Raw genomic sequence first — 19,746 nt, forward strand, 5'->3', positions numbered from 1 at the left:
CCCAGTACTTCAGTGAAAGGGTGACAATGGTGCACCATCTCGACGACGCCGACCTCGCAGCGCTCAAGGACGAATCCGCCCGAGCCCGTGAACTCGACCGCGCGCACGTCTTCCACTCGTGGTCGGCACAGCGACTCATCGACCCGCCGACCGTCGCCCGCGCCCACGGGTCGACAGTCATCGACGGTGAGGGTCGGGAATTCCTCGACTTCTCCTCGCAGCTGGTGAACACGAATATCGGGCACCAGCATCCGGCCGTCGTGCAGGCGATCAAGGACCAAGCCGATGTGCTGTGCACGATCAGCCCGGCCACCGTCAACGCCGCCCGCTCCGAAGCGGCTCGCCTCATCACCGACCGGACCCCGGCCGGGCTCGATCACGTGTTCTTCACCAACGGCGGCGCGGATGCGAACGAGCACGCCATCCGCATGGCACGTCTGCACACCGGCCGGACGAAGGTGCTCTCCCGCTACCGGTCCTACCACGGTGGAACCCAGACTGCCGTCAACGTCACCGGTGACCCGCGCCGGTGGGAGAACGAGACCGGAGAATCGGGCGTCGTTCACTTCTTCGGACCCTTCCTCTACCGTTCGGAGTTCCACGCCACCACTGAGGCCGAAGAGACCGAACGAGCGCTGCAGCACCTGCGTCGGACCATCGAATTGGAAGGACCGGCGACGATCGCCGCGATCATCCTCGAATCCATTCCCGGCACCGCCGGCATCATGGTGCCCAGTCCGGAGTACATGCAGGGTGTGCGGGCGCTGTGCGACGAGCACGGGATCGTGCTCATCGCCGACGAGGTGATGGCCGGGTTCGGACGGTCGGGCAAGTGGTTCGCCTTCGAGCACTTCGACATCGTCCCCGATCTCATCACCTTCGCCAAGGGCGTGAACTCCGGGTACGTGCCTCTGGGCGGAGTCGTCATCAGCGAGGCGATCTTCGAGACCTTCGCCGAACGCGTCTACCCCGGCGGGCTGACCTACTCCGGGCATCCGCTGGCGTGCGCGGCGGCGGTCGCGACGATCAACGCGATGGCCGAGGAGGGCATGATCGAACACGCCGCTCATATCGGGGAGACGATCATCGGGCCCCGTCTGCGGCAGATCGCTGAGAATTCGAAGCATGTCGGCGAGGTCCGCGGCACCGGAGCGTTCTGGGCGATCGAACTCGTCCGGGACAAGGAGTCCAAGGAACCGCTGGCCCCTTACGGCGGAGGATCACCTGAGGTCGCCTCGGTGGTGGCGGCGCTGAAGGAGCACGGCGTCATCCCGTTCAACAACTACCACCGGCTGCACGTGGTCCCGCCGATCAACATCAGCGAAGAGGACCTCGAACGCGGCCTCGGAGTCTTCGAGAAGGTCCTCACCGACTTAGACTTCCCCCACTAATTACTACCTGACGGCGGCCCAGCAACCTCGCGCGAGGTTGCTGGGCCGCCGTCAGGTAGTAGTTAGGGGGTTTGGTGGGTGTAGTTGCCGCCGAGGATTGTCGCGCGGACCGGGATTGCTGCGATCTCGTCGGGGGCCACGTCCCGCGGGTGGGTTTCCAGGGCGACGAAGTCGGCGAGCTTGCCTCGGCTCAGCGTTCCCTTGTCCGCGCCCTGGCCCGAGGCCTTCGCCGCCTCGACCGTGTAGGCCGCGATCGCCTCATCGACGCTCAAACATTCGGCCGCCGAACCCATGACGTCCCCGTCGCGGGTCTTCCGGGTGACATAGGCTTCGATCCCGCGCAGCACATTCCCGTCGGCGCACGGCCGGTCCGAGCTGCCGGCCATCGGCACACCCGCATCGACGAATGACTTCGCCCGGTAGATCAGGTGCCGGCGGTCCGGCCCGAGCGAAGCGTTCATGCCGTCCCCGATGCCGTCGGCGAACGCCGCCTGCGGGGTGACGACGATACCGTGCTCGGCCAGCGTCACCAGGTGCTCGTCATGGACCAATGCGGCATGCTCGATCCGGTTCGGCACCGCCCGGCGGCCATAGCGCTTCTGCGCCTCGACGATGTTGGCGATCGCAGCATCGACGGCGGCATCACCGATGGCGTGCACGGCCAACGACCAGCCGGAGGCATAGGTGTCGAGGATCTGCTGACGCAGCACCTCGGCGTCGTCCTGCAGATAGCCGGGGTGGTCCTTGCCCGCGTAGTTCTCCCGCAGCGCCGCGGTCTCGCCGGACAGGGCACCGTCCATGAAGAACTTCACGGGCCCGATCGAGATGAGATCATCGCCGAGGCCGGTCCGCAGTCCCGCATCCAGACCGATGCCGAACCCGTCGGCGGAGTTCGCCGCGATCGGGTGCAGCCCGTCGGCCTGGGGCATGAGCTGCGCTCGCGCCCGCAGCTTCCCCTCCTCCCGAGCCCGCAGATAGCCGCTGATCTCAATGGGGGAGTGGCCGATCCAGCCGTAGGCGATACCGCATTCGCCGAAGGACGTGATGCCTTCCTTCGCGTAGTACGCCGTCGCCAGATCGAGGGCGTCGACGACGGTGTCGAGCGAATACGGGCGGATGAGATCCTGCACCAGAGTCTGCGCGGTCTCTTCGATCAGCCCCGTCGGATGTCCGGCCGCGTCACGCACGACCTTGCCGCCGACCGGCTCCTCGAAGCCGGGGTCCAGAATCCCCGCCCGACGCATCGCCTCGGTGTTGGCGATCGCGGCATGACCGGACGTCTGCCGCATGAACAGGGGGCGGTCCCCGGTGATCTCGTCAAGACGGTTCAGGTCCGGGTACTGCCCGTCGTAGTCACGGTGGGCATACCCCGTGGCTTCGATCCATTCCCCGGACGGAGTCGTCGCCGCGGCCTTCTCGAGTGCGGCATACACATCGGGCAGACCGCCGGGCAGCGCCGTGACATCGACCGAGGCCAGGGTGAGACCGAACCAGGTCGTGTGGCAGTGGACGTCGTTGAAGCCCGGCAGCACAGTCGCCCCGCCCAGGGACTCGACACGATCGGCATCGATGCCGTCGAGCTCCTCGTCGAAGCCGACGATCCGGTTGCCCCACACCCCGATCCTCTGCGCCCGCGGGCGCGTCGGATCAAGGGTGAATGCGTCGAGGTCGGTGAAGATCGCGTCGATTCTCATACCGCCACCTTAGTCAGATTCGCACGACTGCCGCGCCGCCGTTCACGGCAGGCAGTTCACAACAGATCTTTCACGGCAGGCGCGCCCCGCGCACGGCCGGATCCGTGATGCAGTGGACGAGCGAGAGCCCCTTGTGTGCCAGCGCCCGCTCGAACGCGTCGCGGAAGTCTTCGGTCCGCTCGACGCGGATGCCGAGACCGCCGAACGCCGTGGCCATGGCTGCGAAGTCCGGATTCTGCAGTGCGGTGGCCGTGGCCCGGCCCGGATATTCGCGGTCCTGATGACCGCGGATCGTGCCGTAGACCGAATTGTCGTTGAGCACGACGGTGATGTCCGCGCCGTACTGGACGGCCGTGGCCATCTCCTGCCCGTTCATGAGGAAATCCCCGTCGCCGGCGATGCAGAACACCGCCCGTTTCGGATGGACGAGGGCGGCGGCGACCGCAGCAGGCAGACCGAATCCCATCGATCCGTTGCGCGGGCCCAGCGCCGAGGGGAACCCGTGCGTGGGCAGGAACCTGGTCGCCCATCCGGAGAAGTTCCCCGCCCCGTAGGTGATGATCGCGTCGTCCGGCAGCAGGTCCTGCACATGGACGAATGCTTCGTCCATGTCGACGAACCCCGCCGAGGCGGCCGACCCCGAGCCTGCCACCTGCGGTTTCCGCCACGCCTCGAGTTCGGCCCGGGCCTCTGCGACCCAAGCCGGCAGCGGCACGGCGTCCCCGGCCGCCTCGGACAGGGCATCGCCGAGCGGCGGTTCGTCGATCGACCCATCGGAGGACACCGAATACGTGCGGGATCCCTCCTCGGTGAACAGGGACTGGGCGAACCGGCCGACCGAGGTGACGATGTGCTGGTCGAGGCGACCGAAGTGGCCGTGCGCATCGGCGTCGGGGCCGATGACGACAGTGCGCTGGTCGACGCCGTTGCTGAACCCATCGGTGGCCACATCGGTGCGGACACAGCCCAAGAAGATGTGCAGGTCCGCCTCGGCGAGGACCCTCTTCGCCACGGGGGACGCACCGTAGCCCAAGATGCCGAGGAAGTTCGGACTGTCGTGGTCGATGCCGTCATAGGCGCGGAAGGTGCCGAGCACCCCGAGCCCGCGGTCGCGTGACCATTGGGCGATGCGCCGCGAGGTCGACGGGGACCAGTCCTCGCCGCCGATGATGAGCACGGGACGGTCGGCAGCGGTGATGCGGGCACGCAGCTCCGTGACGTCCCCGGCATACGGTGAGGCCGATCCGTGCACGCGAGGGGGCAGCACCGTTCCCGAACTCGAGCGGACGAGGACCTCTTCGGGCAGACCGACGATGACGGGACCGGGCCGCCCGGTCACGGCGGTGTGCATGGCGTCGACGACCACCTCGGCGGCCTTATCGGGATCATCGAGGGTGAGCACCTTCTTCGCGGTCGAGGAGAACCAGCCGTCCAGATCGAACTCCTGGAAGGATTCGCGGCCGCGATGATCGGTGGGGATGAGGCCGACGAAGACGACGAGCGGGGTCGCATCCTGGTACGCGGTGTGGACGCCGACCTTGACGTTCGCCGCACCGGGACCACGCGTGACCATGGCGATTCCAGGCACTCCGGTCATCCGCCCCTCGGCGACGGCCATGTATGCGGCCCCGCCCTCTTGGCGGCAGACGATCGGGGTGATAGCCGAATCGCGGAGTCCGTCGATGACGTCGAGATACGACTCGCCGGGAACCAGATAAGTGCGAGTGACTCCGTGTGCTTCGAGTTCCTCGACGATGAGATGACCTGCAGAAAGAGACGCGGAGGTGTCCATACCCCATGCTTATCATCATTTCTCCTCCTGTGGTTGTCTCAACTGCCCACCACCCTGCCCATTCGAAACTGTGAGGTCGTATGATCGTGCAACAACGGAATCAGTACGGTCCGCCGACTGAGCCCGTGAGCAGGAATTCCACACCGGACCGGGGTGGGGACTGAGACTGACAGCCAGGAGGCTCTCGCATGACCGGAATCGACTCCGACCAGGCAGCGGCGCAGGAGTTTGAGCCCACCGACCTTGGCGGCGGCCGCAGGCACGGTCGCGTCGGAGCCCCCTCGACGCCGCGCCGGGCGCAGCTCGAACGGGATCCGGGAATGCCGGCGAGCACGTGGCGGCTGCGTTCGGACGCGTGGGAGTACCTGAAGTTCGCGATCAAACGCCTGGCCGTCAGCGGCGGGGACTTCTCGATGATCGCCGAAGACGGCGAGGTGTGGCGCTCGCTGCGTTCGTTGAAGACGATCGAGCTCTATTGGGCAGGTTTCGGTCAGCGCTATGTCGAGGAGATCACCGACCTGCTCTCGAACGGCGAATTCGACCGCGCGCACGACATGATCACACGTGCGGTCAATCGGCTCCGGGGCACCACCGTGCCCGACACCGGTGAAGACGACCTCACCGAGGATGAGCGCGCCGAGCTCAAGGACCGCCAGGACACCCGTCCTCGCTTCGAGGTCCTCATCGTCGACGAGACCACCGAGGGCGGCCGCGATGAGCTGCACACCGACCTGCTCAAACTCCGCAACGCCTCCGACCAGTTCATCTACGACTACGTCATCGTGCCCACCGCCGACGATGCGGTGGCGGCGGCCCTGACGAACCCGAACCTGCTCGCCTGCGTCATCCGCCCCGGTTTCACCGACAACACCCGCGAGGTGCTCAGTCGTGACCTGCGCGATTCCATCGAGTTCGCGCACACCTCGACGAAGGAATCGCCGACGGCGCCGATGAGTCCGCTCAATTCGGTGCGCCGGGTGCTGCGGCTGGCCGACACCCTGGCGAATCTGCGCCCCGAACTTGACCTCTACCTCATGGCAGGCGCCCATATCGAAAGCCTCGCCGGTGCCCTGACCCACCGGTTCCGTCGCGTCTTCCGCCGCGAGGACCAGTTCGAACTCCACCTGTCCCTGCTGCGCCGCATCCAGCACCTCTACGACACACCGTTCTTCGACGCGATCCGTGAGCACGCCCGCCGTCCGGCCGGTGTCTTCCATGCGCTGCCCGTCTCCCGCGGCGGCTCCGTCGTCGGGTCGAAGTGGATCGGCGACTTCGTCGACTTCTACGGGCTCAACCTGCTGCTGGCCGAATCCAGTGCCACCTCCGGTGAGCTCGATTCCCTGCTGGCACCGGTGCACACGCTGAAGAAGGCGCAGTCGCTGGCTGCCCGCGCCTACGGTGCCAAGCGCACGTACTTCGTCACGAACGGCACGTCGACGGCGAACAAGATCGTCCACCAGGCGGTGGTGTCACCTGACGAGGTCGTCATGGTCGACCGCAACTGCCACAAGTCCCACCACCATGCGCTCATGCTCACCGGAGCCCGCACCGCCTACCTCGAGGCGTACCCGCTCAACGACGTCGCCTTCTACGGGGCGGTGCCGCTGAACAGGATCAAGCAGCTGCTGCTCGACTACCGGGCCGCCGGCCGCCTCGACGAGGTGCGGATGATCACCCTGACCAACTGCACCTTCGACGGAATCGTCTACGACCCCTACAAGGTCATGTCAGAATGCCTGGCGATCAAACCCGACCTCGTCTTCCTCTGGGACGAAGCGTGGTTCGCCTTCGCCCGGTTCCACCCGGTCACCCGCAAGCGCACCGCCATGGTCGCCGCGGAGACCCTCGAGGAGAACCTCGCCACCAACGCCCACGCCGCGGCGTACCGGGAGCAGCAGAAGCGCCTGTTCGATCCCGAGACCGGTGCCCCCGCCCCCGATTCGGTGTGGCTGGAGGAGGACCTGCTGCCCCCGCCGGATGCGACGATCCGCGTGTACGCGACCCAGTCGACGCATAAGACGCTGACCGCGCTGCGCCAGGGATCGATGATCCACGTCTACGATCAGGAGTTCTCTACCGGCGCCGAGGAGGCCTTCCACGAGGCGTACATGACCCACACCTCGACGTCGCCGAACTACCAGATCCTCGCCTCCCTCGACCTCGGCCGCAGGCAGGTGGAGATGGAGGGCTTCGCGCTCGTGCAGAAGCAGCTCGACCTGGCGATGAGCCTGTCCTCGGCGATCGCGCGTCACCCGCTGCTGAAGAAGACGTTCAAGGTGCTCACAGCCGCCGATCTCATCCCCGAGGAGTACCGGGTCACCGAACGGACGATGCCGCTGCGCGATGGACTGTCGACGATGTGGGACGCCTGGGTCCGCGACGAATTCGTCGTCGATCCCAGCCGCATCACCGTCGAGATCTCGGGCACGGGAGTCGACGGGGACACGTTCAAGCACGAACACCTCATGGACCGCTACGGCATCCAGGTGAATAAGACGAGCCGGAACACGGTGCTGTTCATGACGAACATCGGCACCTCACGCTCGGCCGTCGCCTACCTCATCGAGGTGCTGGTCAAACTGGCGGGGAAGTTCACCGACCCGCACGAACTCCAGGAACAGGATGCGCTGACCGAACCCGCCGCGGTGATGCCCCCGCTGCCGGACTTCTCGGCCTTCGCCCCCGACTACGCGGCCGAGGCGCCCGCCGACGACCCGTCGAAGCAGCTGCCCGACGGCGACCTGCGCACCGCCTACTATGCGGGTCTGCGCCGGCAGAACATCGAGCACGTGCTGCCGCATGAGCTGCGACGCCGCGTCGAGAACGGGGAACAGCCGGTCTCAGCCGGATTTGTCACCCCGTACCCGCCCGGGTTCCCGGTGCTCGTGCCCGGACAGGTCATCACCGCCGAGGTACTCGACTTCATGTCCGCGCTCGACACCCGAGAGATCCACGGCTACGACTCCCGCCAGGGCTACCGCGTCATCCTCAAAGAGGTCCTGGAGAGCTGAGCGAGATCGACCGTGCAGACCAACCGTCTCATCCAGACCGTCGAAGCCCACACCGAGGGGCTGCCCGTCCGCGTCGTCACCGGGGGAGTGGGGCCACTCCCCGGTGAGTCCATGGCCGAACGCCGGGAGTGGTTCATCGAGAACTCCGACGATCTGCGGACCTTCCTCATGTGCGAACCCCGCGGCCACGGGTGGCTCTCGGGAGCGATCCTGCAGCCGCCGACCCGTGCCGACGCGGACTGGGGAGTGCTCTTCATCGAGGTCACCGGCGTGCTGCCGATGTGCGGGGCCGGCACGATCGCTGTGGCGACCGTGCTCGTCGAGACAGGCATGGTGCCCGTCGTCGAACCCGTCACGACCGTGCGCCTCGACGCTCCGATCGGGCTCATCACCGCCGAGGTGGTCGTCCGGGACGGTCGCGCCGAGTCGGTGACCATCGTCAACGTTCCCTCGTATGCGCACGCACTCGACCAGACCGTCGAGGTGCCCGGGCGAGGGACGATCGCCTGCGACATCGGCTTCGGCGGGAACTTCTACGCCTTCGTCTCCGCCGCCGACGTCGACATCCCGTTCGAGCGCGACCGGGCTGAGGACTTCATCTCCGCTGGTCGCGAGATCATGGCTGCGGTCAACGAACAGCTCGACCCCGTGCATCCGGTGACCGGATTCCGCGGCTCCGAGCACGTCGTGTTCCTGACGCCGCCGACGGAGCCCGGGCCCAATGGAGAAGTGCCGGATGCCCGCCATGTGCTCATCAATTATCCCGGCTGGCTCGATCGGTCGCCCGGTGGTACCGGGACGAGCGCGCTCATGGCCGTCCGGCATGCCCGTGGGCAGTTGGGCCTGAACACGGATTTCGTCAATCAGTGCTTCATCGGCACCTCGTTCACCGGACGCCTCGTCGAGGAGACGAGAGTCGGCGAACATGTGGCTGTGGTGCCGACGATCACCGGCAGCGCCTGGCTGACCGCGACCTCGCAGTTCATGCTCGACCCTAGCGACCCGTTCCCCGCCGGCTTCACGCTCTGAAGTAGGACCGGCGGCTACCCTAACTGGCCGGGGTGGAGGACGCGGGAGAGGAAGTCCTTCGTCCGCTGCTCCTGCGGGTTGCCGATGACGTCCTTGGCCGGTCCAGCCTCCACGACGACTCCGCCGTCCATGAAGACCACGCGGTCAGCGACCTGCCGGGCGAACTCCATCTCGTGGGTGACGACGACCATCGTCATTCCCGCCTCGGCGAGGTTGCGCATGACCTGGAGGACGTCGCCGACGGTCTCCGGATCCAGCGCCGAAGTCGGCTCGTCGAAGAGCATGACGTCGGGGTCCATGCTCAGTGCCCGGGCGATCGCCACGCGCTGCTGCTGACCGCCGGAGAGCGAACCGGGCTTGGCCTCCATCTTCTCGGACAGCCCGACCTTCGCGAGGTTCGCCTCGGCGACCTTGTTGGCCTCGGCCTTCGATCGCCTGAGGACCTTCGTCTGCGCGATCGTGAGGTTCTCACGCACGGTGAGGTGGGCGAAGAGGTTGAAAGACTGGAAGACCATGCCGATGCGGGTGCGGGCGGCATCGATGTCGAGATCGAGGTCGGTCATGTCCATGCCATCGACGACGATCGACCCTCCGGTGGGAGTCTCGAGTGTGTTGATGCATCGGAGCATCGTCGACTTGCCCGAGCCCGAGGGGCCGATGACGCAGACGACCTCTCCCTTGTCGACGTCGAGGTTGATGTCGGTGAGGACCTGGTTCGTGCCGAAGCTCTTCTGGAGGTTGCGGATCGCGATGATCGGCGTCTTTGTTGACGCATGCGAGGTGGTGGTCATCATTTCACTCCTGAATCGGCGGAACCGTATTTGCGCTCAAGCACCCGCGACAGATACGACAGCGGAATCGTGATGATGAGGTAGCACAGCGCGATGACGATGAAGGGGGTGAGGTTCGCGGTGTTGACGATCTCGGCGCGGCCGAGTGCCGCGAGCTCACGGCCGTCGACCGAGGAGCCGAGGATGTAGGCCAGCGAGGAATCCTTTGTCAGCAGGATAAGCTCGTTCGTCAGGGGCGGCAGGATGATGCGCATCGCCTGCGGCAGGACGATCGTGAACATCGCACGTGACGAGGACATGCCCAGCGACCGGGCGGCTTCGATCTGGCCCTTGGGTACGGCCTGGATGCCGGCGCGGATCGTCTCGGCCATATAAGCAGAAGACACGAGTCCGAGGGCGATCATGATGATGACTAGTTGCGGGAGGATGAAGCCGGGGAAGGCCACCGGCAGTCCGAATCCCATGACGAGGAAGACGACGAGAGCCGGCAGTCCGCGGAAGAACTCGATGTAGATCGTCGCCAGCCAGCGATAGACGCCGACCGAGGACAGGCGCATGAGGGCGACGACTAGGGCGATCGCCAGGCCGAGGGCGAAGCCGAGGATTGTGAAGACGACAGTGTTCTTCAGCGCGCCCGTGATGACGTCGGGGAACATGCCGGCGGCGATGTCGAAGCGTCCGAATGTGTCGATGAGCGTCGGCCAGTCGGCGACCAGCGCGACGATGATGGCGATGACGACGAGGATGGCGTATTGGATGCCGCGGGAGAGCTTCGCCTTCTGGCGTTTGCTCATCTTCGCTTTCGGAGTGGCGGTGGCGGCCGGGACGGCGGGGCCGGTCTGGCGGCCGTCCTCGTTCGCTGTGGGAACTGACATGGTTGTCCTTCGAAAAACTGTGGCGGGGGTGTCCGCCGGGAGTGCGTGCCGTGAGGGTCGGATGGGGCTCAGGCAGGTCGGTCGAACTCAGCCGAACGGGCGGCCCGTCACAACGACAGATCGCAGCGGGCCGCCCATTCGCGGGTGATCACTTCGGTGCTTCTCCGAACCACTTCTTGTAGATCTTGTCGTACTCGCCGTTGTCCTTGATCTCGGCGAGGGTGTCGTCCACGGCCTTCTTCATCTCGGTGTTGCCCTTCTTCATCGAGATGCCGTAGTGCTCGTCGGTCTTGATATCGAAGCCGATCGCGAAGCCCTTGTTTTCGGTGTTGTAGTTGTAGAGCACACCGTTGTCATTGATCACGGCGTCGACCTGACCGGTCTTGAGCGCTTCAAGTGAGAGCGGCAGATCCTCATAGGTGATGACCTCGGAGTCCTTGAAGTGCTCGGTCGCGTAGTCGAGGCCCGTGGTTCCGGCCTGAGCTGCGATCTTGAAGCCCTTAAGCGCCTTCTCGTCCTTCGCGGTCTTGTCGGCCTTTGTCAGGATCGCCTGGTTTGCATCGAAGTACGGTTCGGAGAAATCGGCTGCTTCTTCACGCTTCGGTTGGATTGTCGTCGCCGCTGCCGCAACATCGCACTTGTTCTGGTTGAACTCCGCGCCCGAGGTGATCGTCTCGAACGAGGTGTTGATGATCTCCTGTTCGACACCGAGCTTCTTCGCCACGGCATCGACGATGTCGACGTCGAAGCCGACGACCTCGCCGTCCTTCTCGAACTGGAACGGCTGGTAGGACAGATGGGTGCAGGTGGTCAGTTTGCCTTCCTTGACCAGGGGGACTCCGCCTTCGGCGGTCGCTGCAGGTTCGGAATCGCCTCCGCCGCCGCAGGCGGACAGGGCGAGCATGGCGCCGGCTGCCACAATGGCCAGGCTCGAGCGTCGTTTCATGGTTCCTCCAGGGGATCGGTGACGGTCTCGTCACGCAAACGGATTGCCCGGACATCCGTGTCTGGGCAATGTCTGAGAGGAATCCTACCGTGAACTGGGTCACACCTATGACGCTTTGATGATCGCCGAGGCGGTTGTGACGAAATCGTAGTCTTGCCGCCTTCGCGGTTGGCTGACCTGCGATGCCGGTGAGTTGTGGTCACAGAGCCGAGGCCCGACCGCCGAAAACGGCGATCGGGCCTCGGATGAGTGACCAGGTTCGGACGGAGGCTCAGCTCAGCTGATCCTCCATGTCGAGGTCAGAGGTGTCCTTGGCCAGCCACAATGCAATGAGCGTGAGGATCGCGGCGGCGATGATGTAGAGGCCGCAGTAGAAGATCGACCCTCCTTCGGCCTGCCACAGGGCGACCATCGCGAACGGTGCGGGTCCGGCCCCGATGACGCTGGACATGTTGTACGAGATCGCCGATCCGGTGTAGCGGACGTTGGCGGGGAAGAGCTCCGGCAAGTACGCGGCCATCGGGCCGAAGGTCAGTCCCATGAGGATGAAGCCGACGATGAGCCCGACGATGACTCCCGGGGTGCCGGCGTTGAACAGCGCGTTGACGACGAGTCCGTAGGCAGCGATGAGCACGGTCACACCCAGCAGCATCTTCCGGCGGCCCAGCTTCTCGGCCAGGGGGCCGGAGACGACGGTGAAGATGCCGAAGAAGACGACTCCGATGATGAGGTAGGTGAGGAATTCGTTCTTCGTGTACCCCAGCCCCGCGACGAAGCCTGCGGGGTCGAAGGACTTTCCTGCCGCCTCGGCGGCGGTCTGGGCCTGCTCCGGGGTTGCCGGTGAGGTGCCGTAGGTGAGGGTGAACGCGGTCATGAAGTAGAAGATCACGTAGGTCGCGAGCATGATGAACGTGCCCAGGATGAGCGGCTTCCAGCTCGTGGCGAAGACCCGCCCGAGCGGGGCCTTCGAGATCTGCTGCTTCTGAGCGACGAGCTGGAACGCCGGGGTCTCCATGAGTGACATGCGGACATAGAGGCCGACGGCGACGAGCAGCGCCGAGAGCAGGAACGGAATGCGCCAGCCCCAGGCGAGGAACGCCTCGGGGGAGGTCCAGGTGCCGAGGGCGACGAAGAGCAGGTTCGCGATGATGAAGCCGACGGGCGCGCCGAGCTGTGGGAAAGTGCCCCAGATGGCGCGCTTGCCCTTCGGGGCATTCTCGGTGGCCAGCAGTGCCGCGCCCGACCATTCGCCGCCGAGGCCGACGCCCTGGCAGAAGCGCAGAAGAACGAGGAACAGCGGGGCGAGGACGACCCAGCCCGGCGTGCTGGCGGTCGGCAGCAGGCCGATGAGGAAGGTGCCGATGCCCATGATGAGCAGGGAGGCGATGAGCGTCTTCTTCCGGCCGATGCGGTCACCGAAGTGGCCGAAGATGATCGAGCCGAGGGGGCGGGCGACGAAGGCGACGCCGAAGATCGCGAACGAGCTCAGCAGCTGAGTCGTCGATGTCTGATTGGGGAAGAAGAGGGCCGGGAAGACCAACGAGGAGGCCGTGGCGTAGGCGTAGAAATCGAAGAATTCGATCGTGGTGCCGACCATCGAGGCGGTCAGGACCTTGCCGCGGGTGTTGTTCTTCCGAGTCGCTGCGATTGCGTCGTCGTCGACTCCGGGTGCCGAAGAGGGATTCTCCGGCTGTGCTTCGGTGGACATGGTGGTGGTGCTCCGCTGTTTCGTGAGTGCAGGCACGGGCGGGTGGTCCGTGCCAATGGAAAAGGCCGTCGGCGCTGTGTCTGGCACAGCGTCGACGGCGACGAACCGACATTACGCTCGTCTCACAAAACGTGATTTCCGAGTCTCACCGAATGAGATTACTAGGTGGTCGAAGTGTTCTGGACAACTCGGACGGGCGGTCAGTCCGCGGTGGTGACCTCGGTGATCGTCACCTTCTCCTTGGGTGCGCCGTCGCCGGCACCGGAGTCCGTGCCCTTGGCAGCGAGATCCGCGACGGTCTTCGTGCTCTTCTCATCCAACTGTCCGAACACGGTGTAGTCGGGCGGCAGCGAGCTGTCGTCGTAGACGACGAAGAACTGGGAGCCGTTCGTATCCGGACCGGAGTTCGCCATGGCCAGAGTGCCGGCCGGGTAGGTCTCGGAGCCGTCGAGCTCATCGGCGAACGAGTAGCCTGGGCCGCCCGACCCGGTGCCCGTGGGATCGCCGCACTGGAGGACGAAGATGCCCTCGGTGGTCAGACGGTGGCATTCGGTGTCGTCGAAGTACTTCTGCGCGGCCAGAGACAGGAAGCTGTTGACGGTGCACGGGGCGCGGTCGGCATCAAGAGTCACCGCGAGGTCCCCGGCGCTCGTCGCCACGGTGGCGTCGACGCTGCCTTTTGCCTGCGGCTTCTCCTCAGGAACGTCGACTTCCTTCGCGCCCGGCTGCGAGTCAGCAGGGTAGGAGCAGGTTCCCGCAGCGGCCGAGGAATCCGAGCTCCCGGAGGACTCGCCGGAGTCCCCTTCGGAATCAGACGATCCGCATCCGCTCAGCAGCAGAAGGGCGAGGACGGCGAAAGCAGCGAGGGTCAGCAGCAGAGCTGGTTTCGGGCGACGGGTCAGGGCATGAGAGCGACTGGGCGCAGGGTGATCCATGCGTTCATCGTATCGGCACTTTCACCGAGAAACGGGCTGAGCGTCGAGACACGGGCGTGCACACCCGTTTCTCGACACGCAGCCCGTTTCTCGGCGGAACTCAGGTCTCGACGGAGGTGCGGGTGCTCGGGTCGGGTGAGCCGCCTCGGCGAAGGAAGATCGCAACGGAGATGACGATGAGCCCGGACACGCACAGACCCACACCCACCCACGCCGGTGCACGGTAGCCGAGGCCGGCGGTGATGACGATTCCGCCGAGCCACGCGCCCAGGGCGTTGGCGAGGTTGAAGGCGGCGTGGTTCATGGCCGCGGACAGGCTCGGGGCGTCATGGGATTCGCGGAACAGACGCATCTGCAGGGCCGTGGTGATCATCGACCCGGAGATGCCGATGAGGAAGAGGGCGATGATCGCGATCGCCGCTATGTGGGTGAAGGCGCCGAATGCGGCGAGCACGAGGGCCGAGAGGATCATGCCGCCGGTGGCCGAGCGTTCGATGGACTTGTCGACCAGGGGTCCTGCAATCAGCGATCCGGCGGTCATGCCCAGGCCGTAGACGGCGAGCACCCACGGGATCGCGACGCTGGGGACGCCGGCGACGTCGGTCATCGTCGGGGTGATGTAGGTGTAGACGGCGAACATTCCGCCGAAGCCGACGGAACCGGCAACGAGGGTGAGGATGATCTGCACACGTCCGAGCGCTTTGATCTCCCCGCGGGCCGAGGGCACTGCGCCGAGCTTCACGCGCGGTACGCCGACGGCGACCATGATGACGGTGAGCACGCCGAGCGCGGCGACGAGGGCGTAGGCGCTGCGCCATCCGAACATATTGCCGAGTGCCGCAGCGAAGGGAACGCCGAAGATGTTCGCGATCGTCAGGCCGAGCATCACTCGTGACATGGCTCGGCCGCGGCGGTTGGCCGGGACGAGGGAGGCGGCGACGACGGCTCCGATGCCCAGGTAGGCTCCGTGCGGCAGTCCGGAGACGAAGCGCGCGATGTTGAACAGCCCGGCTGTCGGGGCGAGCATCGAGGCGAGATTGCCCAGAGCGAAGAGACCCATCATGCACAGGAGCAGCAGCTTGCGATCCATATGCGCGGCGATGGTCGTGATCAGTGGTGCGCCGACGACGACGCCGATCGCATAGAACGACACCGCATGCCCGGCCTGGGGGACCGTGATGCCCAGCTCCTCGGCGATCATCGGCAACAGGCCCATAGTCGCGAATTCGGTCACCCCGATGGCGAAGGCGCCGATCGCCAAGGCGAAGACAGCGAACTTGTAGACTCCGCGGGAGACCGGGGCATCACTCATGGGGCTCCTTCAAGGAAACGCGGGATCGGGGAGGCAACCGCACCAGCCTATTGCCCGCAGCGGTTCCTCGGAACCCCTCGGGCGCCCAATGTGACGATTCGAACAGCCTCAGTCGACGTTCGCTTCCTCGGCGTCGTATTCGGCCAGAGCCTGCGAGGCGACGGAGAAGGCGGTGTTGGCGCTCGGCACGGAGCAGTAGATGGCCGACTGGAGGAGGACCTCCTTGATCTCATCGCGGGTGAGCCCGTTGCGCAGCGCAGCCTTGACGTGCATCGCCAGCTCCGCCTCGTGGCCACCTGCGATCATCGCCGTGAGCGTGATCGCCGAACGCATCCGCCGCTCGAGTCCCGGACGGGTCCAGATCTCTCCCCAGGCGTAGCGGGTGATGAGGTCCTGGAAGTCGCTCGTGAAGTCGTCGACCTTCGCATTTGCGCGGTCGACATGGGCATCGGAGAGCACCTGCCGTCGCACGGCCATTCCCGCCTCGCGCACGTCGTCGCGGCTGGCCTCCCGCGGCCCCGAGGCTGTCGGCAGCTCGGGACCGGCTTCCGGGGAAGCGGCTCCGCCGGCCCCTGCGCCGAGTCCCTTGCCCTGCAGAAAGTCAGCGAGCAGACCCGCGGTCACGACCGGAGCCTCGGCTGGCACGAGATGAGCGGCGCCGTCGATGACCTCGAGCAGCGCCCCGGGAACTCCGTTTGCGATCTCGGCGAGCTTCGTCGCCGGAGTCGGCTGATCCTGTGAACCCGCGACTGCGAGCAGGGGACGCGTGATCTCGGGCAGTCGCGCGCGGACATCGAAGTCGGCCAGTGCATAACAGAGGGAAGCATAGGAGAAGCGGTCGGCGTCCTGCAGCGAATGAAGAAGCGCAGCCGAGGCCTCCGGTTCCCGGTCCATGAACCCTTCCCCGAACCAGCGCTGTGCCGAACCGATGACCTGAGTCGGGGTGCCCGAGGTCGCCACCGTCTGGGCGCGTTCCTCCCAGGCCGAGGCCTCACCGATCTTCGCGCCCGTGCAGAACACCGCGATGCGGCCGAAGCGGTCGCCGTGATCGAGCGCCAGCTGCAGGGCCGTTGCTCCGCCGATCGAATCGCCGGCGAGGTCGACGGGAGCGCCGGGGGCGGCCACATCGGGAAGGACCCGATCGAGGGTGCCCAGGACCGCCTCGGCGAGGTCGGACATCGTCACCCGCGGAGTCATGGACGTCCCCGCGGGGACATCGATCGGTGCCGAACGGCCGTGACCGGGCAGGTCGATGCCGATGACCGTCGTCTCCGGACTGAGTGCGGTCAATTCGGTGGCGGCCTGCTGCCATAGGGCTGCCACGGAGGTACCCAGCGAAGGCAGGACGACGAGCACTCGGGCATCGGCAGCGGGGGAAGCTGGTGCGGAAAGAACGGATGCGGTGAGGTCCATGGGTGTCACTTTCTTCGGTCGGTTCTCAAGTCGGGCTGCAGGTCTCAGTCGAAGGACGGCAGGTCGATCTCCTGCGGCCCGGAGCTGTCGATGGTCGCCAGGATGGTGCGGCGAATGTCCTCGGCCTCACCGAGGTAGGACTCGGGGGTGAAGAATTCCTTGATTCCATCCTCGTCGCCGATCTCGGCGCGCAGTGCTGCGACAGGGTCGGAGCCGGGGGCGATGATGGCTGCGCGGGTGTCTTTGTCGATCCGGTCGCCGAAGACGATGCCGAGCTTCTCCCCATAGATCCCGGGAGAGGCGGCGTCGAGGTTCGCGCGCATGGCCTCGGCGTTGACCTGCAGGCCCGCGATCATCTCGTCGAGGATGATGAGCGAGGAGATCGCCAGGGTCATGAGCTCGGACAAGGCCGGCCACTCGGCATGCCAGGCACCGTCGGAGCGTTCTTCGATGGCTTCGGCGGCGGCCGTGGTCAGGGTGGACAGTGATCCGGGGACGCGCATTCCGTTGCGGTGGAGCAGCACCGCCGAGGTGGGATTCGACTTGTGCGGCATCGTCGAGGATCCGCCGGTGGAGGCCAGGGACAGCTCACCGATCTCGGGGCGCACGCCGATGAGGACATCGCGGGCGATGGAGGCCCCGACGGTGACGCATTGGGCGAGGTGGGAGCCCCAAGACAGGATGCGAACGCGATCGGTGTGCCAAGGGACGGGGATCTGGGTGAGTGCCGCGTCGGGACCGACCATCTGCACGTGGAATTCGCGGAGCAGGGATTCGGTGGAGTCGCCGGCGAACCAGCGGATCGCGGCGCGGGTGCCGGCGGCCCCGCCGACCTGCACATAGTCGACGTAGGGCGCCTGACCTTGGACTTCATTGACCTCGGCGGCCCAGGCGGCGGCCTTGAGGCCGAAGGTCGTCGGCAGGGCCGGCTGGGTGAGGGTGCGGGCCAAGCACAGGGTCTTCGCGTGAGCGTCGGAGAGTTCGACGAGGGAGGTGCCGATGACTTCGAGGCGCGCCTGCATCTGCCGCACGACGCGGGAGACGAGCAGGCCGATGGCCGTATCGATGACGTCTTGGCTGGTCAGTCCCCGGTGCAGGCATCGTGAGGCCTCGGGGGAGAGTCGGGAGCGGACGCGGGCGAGAAACGGGATGAGTGGGTTGCCGCCGGATTCGGCGGCCTCGCCCAAGGACTCGAGCTCGGTGTGATCGTCCGTGAGCGTGCGGATCGTGGCATCGATGGCGGCGGCCACCTCGGCGCGGATCTCCGACGACACCAGCCCCACCCGTGCCTGTGCGACGATCCATGCGGTCTCGACTTGGCCGATCGCGGTGATGAACGCGGCGTCGTCGATGGCTTCGGATCCGCGCAGATCGCCGGGGGCGAAGAGAAACCGGGTGTGGGCGGTGTCGGTCATGTCGCTTCAGTCCTCGTGGCTGGGGAATCGGAGGAAGGGAGTTTCCTCCTCACCCTGCAACCGTATGTCGAAGTGCAGCGATCCGTCAGCCCCTCGAGTGGCGATGAGGCGGGTGCGCTCGTCTTCGTCGAGCGAGGACAGGAGCGGGTCGGCGGCCAGTGCCGCGGTGTCCTCTGGCAGGTAGATGCGGGTGAACAGCCGGTTGAGCAGCCCTCGGGCGAAGATGACGACGCTGATGAAGGGTGCCTTGCCCGCTTCGGTGGGGCCGGGATCGACCGTGGAGAAGCTGAACTCGCCTTCCGGGTCGACGGCGGCGCGGCCGAAGCCGGTGAAGGTGAAGCCGTTGCGGCGCAGCGATCCCGTCTCGCGGGGGACAGCGCCGTGCTCATCGGGCTGCCAGATCTCAAGAATGGCATCGGGGACCGGGGCACCGGCCCCGTCGAAGACGGTTCCCGTCAGCTGCACGGCGCGAGCCGAGCCTGGCGGGACGAGCTCATTATCGTGCTCGAAGGGCAGCGCGTAGCCGTAGAACGGGCCGACGGTCTGGCCCGGGGTCGGCGTGAGATCAGGGGTCGTGGGGGTGTCAGTCATCGTCCTCTTCTTCCATCCAGGTCCGGTTGGCGCCGGTGAGCACGATGTCCCAGTTGTAGCCCATGAGGAATTCGTGTTCGGTGATGTTGTGGTCATAGGTCGCCACGAGGCGGTCGCGCGCCTTCTGGTCGGTGATCGACTGGTAGATCGGGTCGAGGGCGAAGAGCGGATCCCCGGGGAAGTACATCTGGGTGATCATCCGCTGTGTGAACTCGGATCCGAAGAGCGAGAAGTGGATGTGGGCCGGTCGCCAGGCGTTGTGGTGGTTCTTCCACGGGTACGGACCCGGTTTGATCGTCGTGAACGAGTAGGAGCCGTCGTCGCCGGTCAGGGTGCGGCCGACGCCGGTGAAGTTCGGGTCGATCGGGGCCGGGTGCTGGTCGCGCTTGTGGATATAGCGTCCGGCCGAGTTCGCCTGCCAGATCTCGACCAGCTGGTTGCGCACGGGGCGGCCTTCCCCGTCGAGGACCCGACCGGTGACGCGGATGCGCTCGCCGATGGGGTCGCCGTCGGCCTGGATCGTCAGGTCGGATTCGAGGGTGCCGATGTCCCGGTGTCCGAAGGCGGGGGAGAAGAGCTCGATCGTCTCGGGGTCGGTGTGGCGGGGGTCCTTCGTCGGGTGACGCAGGATCGATGACCGGTAGGGCCGGTAATCCAGCCGCGGCTGGGTCTCGGGCTTCTTGCCGCCGGCGACATCCTGCTTGTACTGCGCTTCGATGCCGTCGATCTCGGCGGACAGAGTCGCCTGCGATTCGGCTGCGTCGTCGGGGCCTTTCACGGTTTGATCTTCGTTCTCCGAGGACTGGTGCTGACTCATCGTCGAACCTCTCTTCGTCTCTTCGT

Annotated in this window: 15 protein-coding genes; 3 read left to right on the forward strand and 12 right to left on the reverse strand. The window is 66.1% G+C overall.

Features of this window, described 5'->3' with window-relative positions; all coding sequences use genetic code 11:
• Nucleotides 1-26: 26 nt before the first annotated feature.
• Nucleotides 27-1,391, forward strand: a complete 1,365-nt coding sequence (locus KTJ89_RS04825; RefSeq protein WP_259356943.1) for an aspartate aminotransferase family protein — start codon at nt 27-29, stop codon at nt 1,389-1,391.
• A gap of 62 nt (nt 1,392-1,453) precedes the next feature.
• Here KTJ89_RS04825 and KTJ89_RS04830 read toward each other — a convergent pair whose 3' ends face one another.
• Both KTJ89_RS04830 and KTJ89_RS04835 read right to left on the reverse strand, forming a co-directional pair.
• A complete protein-coding gene (locus tag KTJ89_RS04830; RefSeq protein WP_259356944.1) occupies nt 1,454-3,085 on the reverse strand; it encodes an amidohydrolase in 1,632 nt (543 codons plus the stop codon).
• A gap of 70 nt (nt 3,086-3,155) precedes the next feature.
• Nucleotides 3,156-4,877, reverse strand: a complete 1,722-nt coding sequence (locus KTJ89_RS04835; protein ID WP_259356945.1) for a thiamine pyrophosphate-dependent enzyme — start codon at nt 4,875-4,877, stop codon at nt 3,156-3,158.
• Nucleotides 4,878-5,065: 188 nt separating this feature from the next.
• On the opposite strand from KTJ89_RS04835, the gene KTJ89_RS04840 reads away from it, so the two are divergent.
• Together KTJ89_RS04840 and KTJ89_RS04845 are read left to right on the forward strand one after the other, a co-directional pair.
• On the forward strand, nt 5,066-7,888 hold the full coding sequence (locus tag KTJ89_RS04840) for an aminotransferase class I/II-fold pyridoxal phosphate-dependent enzyme (protein ID WP_259356946.1): 2,823 nt from the start codon (nt 5,066-5,068) through the stop codon (nt 7,886-7,888).
• A 12-nt stretch (nt 7,889-7,900) separates the two neighbouring features.
• Nucleotides 7,901-8,917 (forward strand): proline racemase family protein, encoded by a 1,017-nt coding sequence (locus tag KTJ89_RS04845; RefSeq protein WP_259356947.1) that lies wholly within the window; start codon nt 7,901-7,903, stop codon nt 8,915-8,917.
• Between the two features lie 14 nt (nt 8,918-8,931).
• Here the strand turns inward: KTJ89_RS04845 and KTJ89_RS04850 are convergent, their stop codons facing one another.
• The 10 genes from KTJ89_RS04850 to pcaH form a co-directional block, all read right to left on the reverse strand.
• Complete coding sequence (locus tag KTJ89_RS04850; RefSeq protein WP_310650274.1) at nt 8,932-9,711, reverse strand: amino acid ABC transporter ATP-binding protein; 780 nt, start codon at nt 9,709-9,711, stop codon at nt 8,932-8,934.
• Nucleotides 9,708-10,502: an amino acid ABC transporter permease gene (locus KTJ89_RS04855; protein ID WP_259357222.1), complete on the reverse strand. Its 795-nt coding sequence runs from the start codon at nt 10,500-10,502 to the stop codon at nt 9,708-9,710. Before KTJ89_RS04855 ends, KTJ89_RS04850 begins: the two co-directional genes overlap by 4 nt.
• Before the next feature lie 229 nt (nt 10,503-10,731).
• Nucleotides 10,732-11,529 carry a transporter substrate-binding domain-containing protein gene (locus KTJ89_RS04860; protein ID WP_259356948.1) on the reverse strand — a complete coding sequence of 266 codons (798 nt, stop codon included), beginning with the start codon at nt 11,527-11,529 and terminating at the stop codon, nt 10,732-10,734.
• Between the two features lie 271 nt (nt 11,530-11,800).
• A complete protein-coding gene (locus KTJ89_RS04865; protein ID WP_374990249.1) occupies nt 11,801-13,237 on the reverse strand; it encodes an MFS transporter in 1,437 nt (478 codons plus the stop codon).
• A 200-nt stretch (nt 13,238-13,437) separates the two neighbouring features.
• Nucleotides 13,438-14,172, reverse strand: coding sequence for a peptidylprolyl isomerase (locus KTJ89_RS04870; protein ID WP_259356949.1), 735 nt, complete (start codon nt 14,170-14,172; stop codon nt 13,438-13,440).
• 100 nt (nt 14,173-14,272) lie between these two features.
• The gene (locus KTJ89_RS04875; RefSeq protein ID WP_101546367.1) at nt 14,273-15,484 is read right to left on the reverse strand and encodes an MFS transporter; all 1,212 of its coding nucleotides are present in this window, start codon (nt 15,482-15,484) and stop codon (nt 14,273-14,275) included.
• 108 nt (nt 15,485-15,592) lie between these two features.
• Complete coding sequence (pcaDC, locus tag KTJ89_RS19395; RefSeq protein WP_445607644.1) at nt 15,593-16,897, reverse strand: bifunctional 3-oxoadipate enol-lactonase/4-carboxymuconolactone decarboxylase PcaDC; 1,305 nt, start codon at nt 16,895-16,897, stop codon at nt 15,593-15,595.
• Nucleotides 16,898-16,941: 44 nt separating this feature from the next.
• Nucleotides 16,942-18,312: a lyase family protein gene (locus tag KTJ89_RS04890; RefSeq protein WP_259356950.1), complete on the reverse strand. Its 1,371-nt coding sequence runs from the start codon at nt 18,310-18,312 to the stop codon at nt 16,942-16,944.
• Nucleotides 18,313-18,318: 6 nt separating this feature from the next.
• Nucleotides 18,319-18,903: a protocatechuate 3,4-dioxygenase subunit alpha gene (gene pcaG, locus KTJ89_RS04895; RefSeq protein WP_139907066.1), complete on the reverse strand. Its 585-nt coding sequence runs from the start codon at nt 18,901-18,903 to the stop codon at nt 18,319-18,321.
• Nucleotides 18,896-19,720, reverse strand: a complete 825-nt coding sequence (gene pcaH / locus KTJ89_RS04900) for a protocatechuate 3,4-dioxygenase subunit beta (protein ID WP_259356951.1) — start codon at nt 19,718-19,720, stop codon at nt 18,896-18,898. Before pcaH ends, pcaG begins: the two co-directional genes overlap by 8 nt.
• Nucleotides 19,721-19,746: the final 26 nt, after the last annotated feature.

The sequence above is a fragment of the Brevibacterium sediminis genome (genome assembly GCF_024895295.1).
Lineage (GTDB): Bacteria > Actinomycetota > Actinomycetes > Actinomycetales > Brevibacteriaceae > Brevibacterium > Brevibacterium sediminis.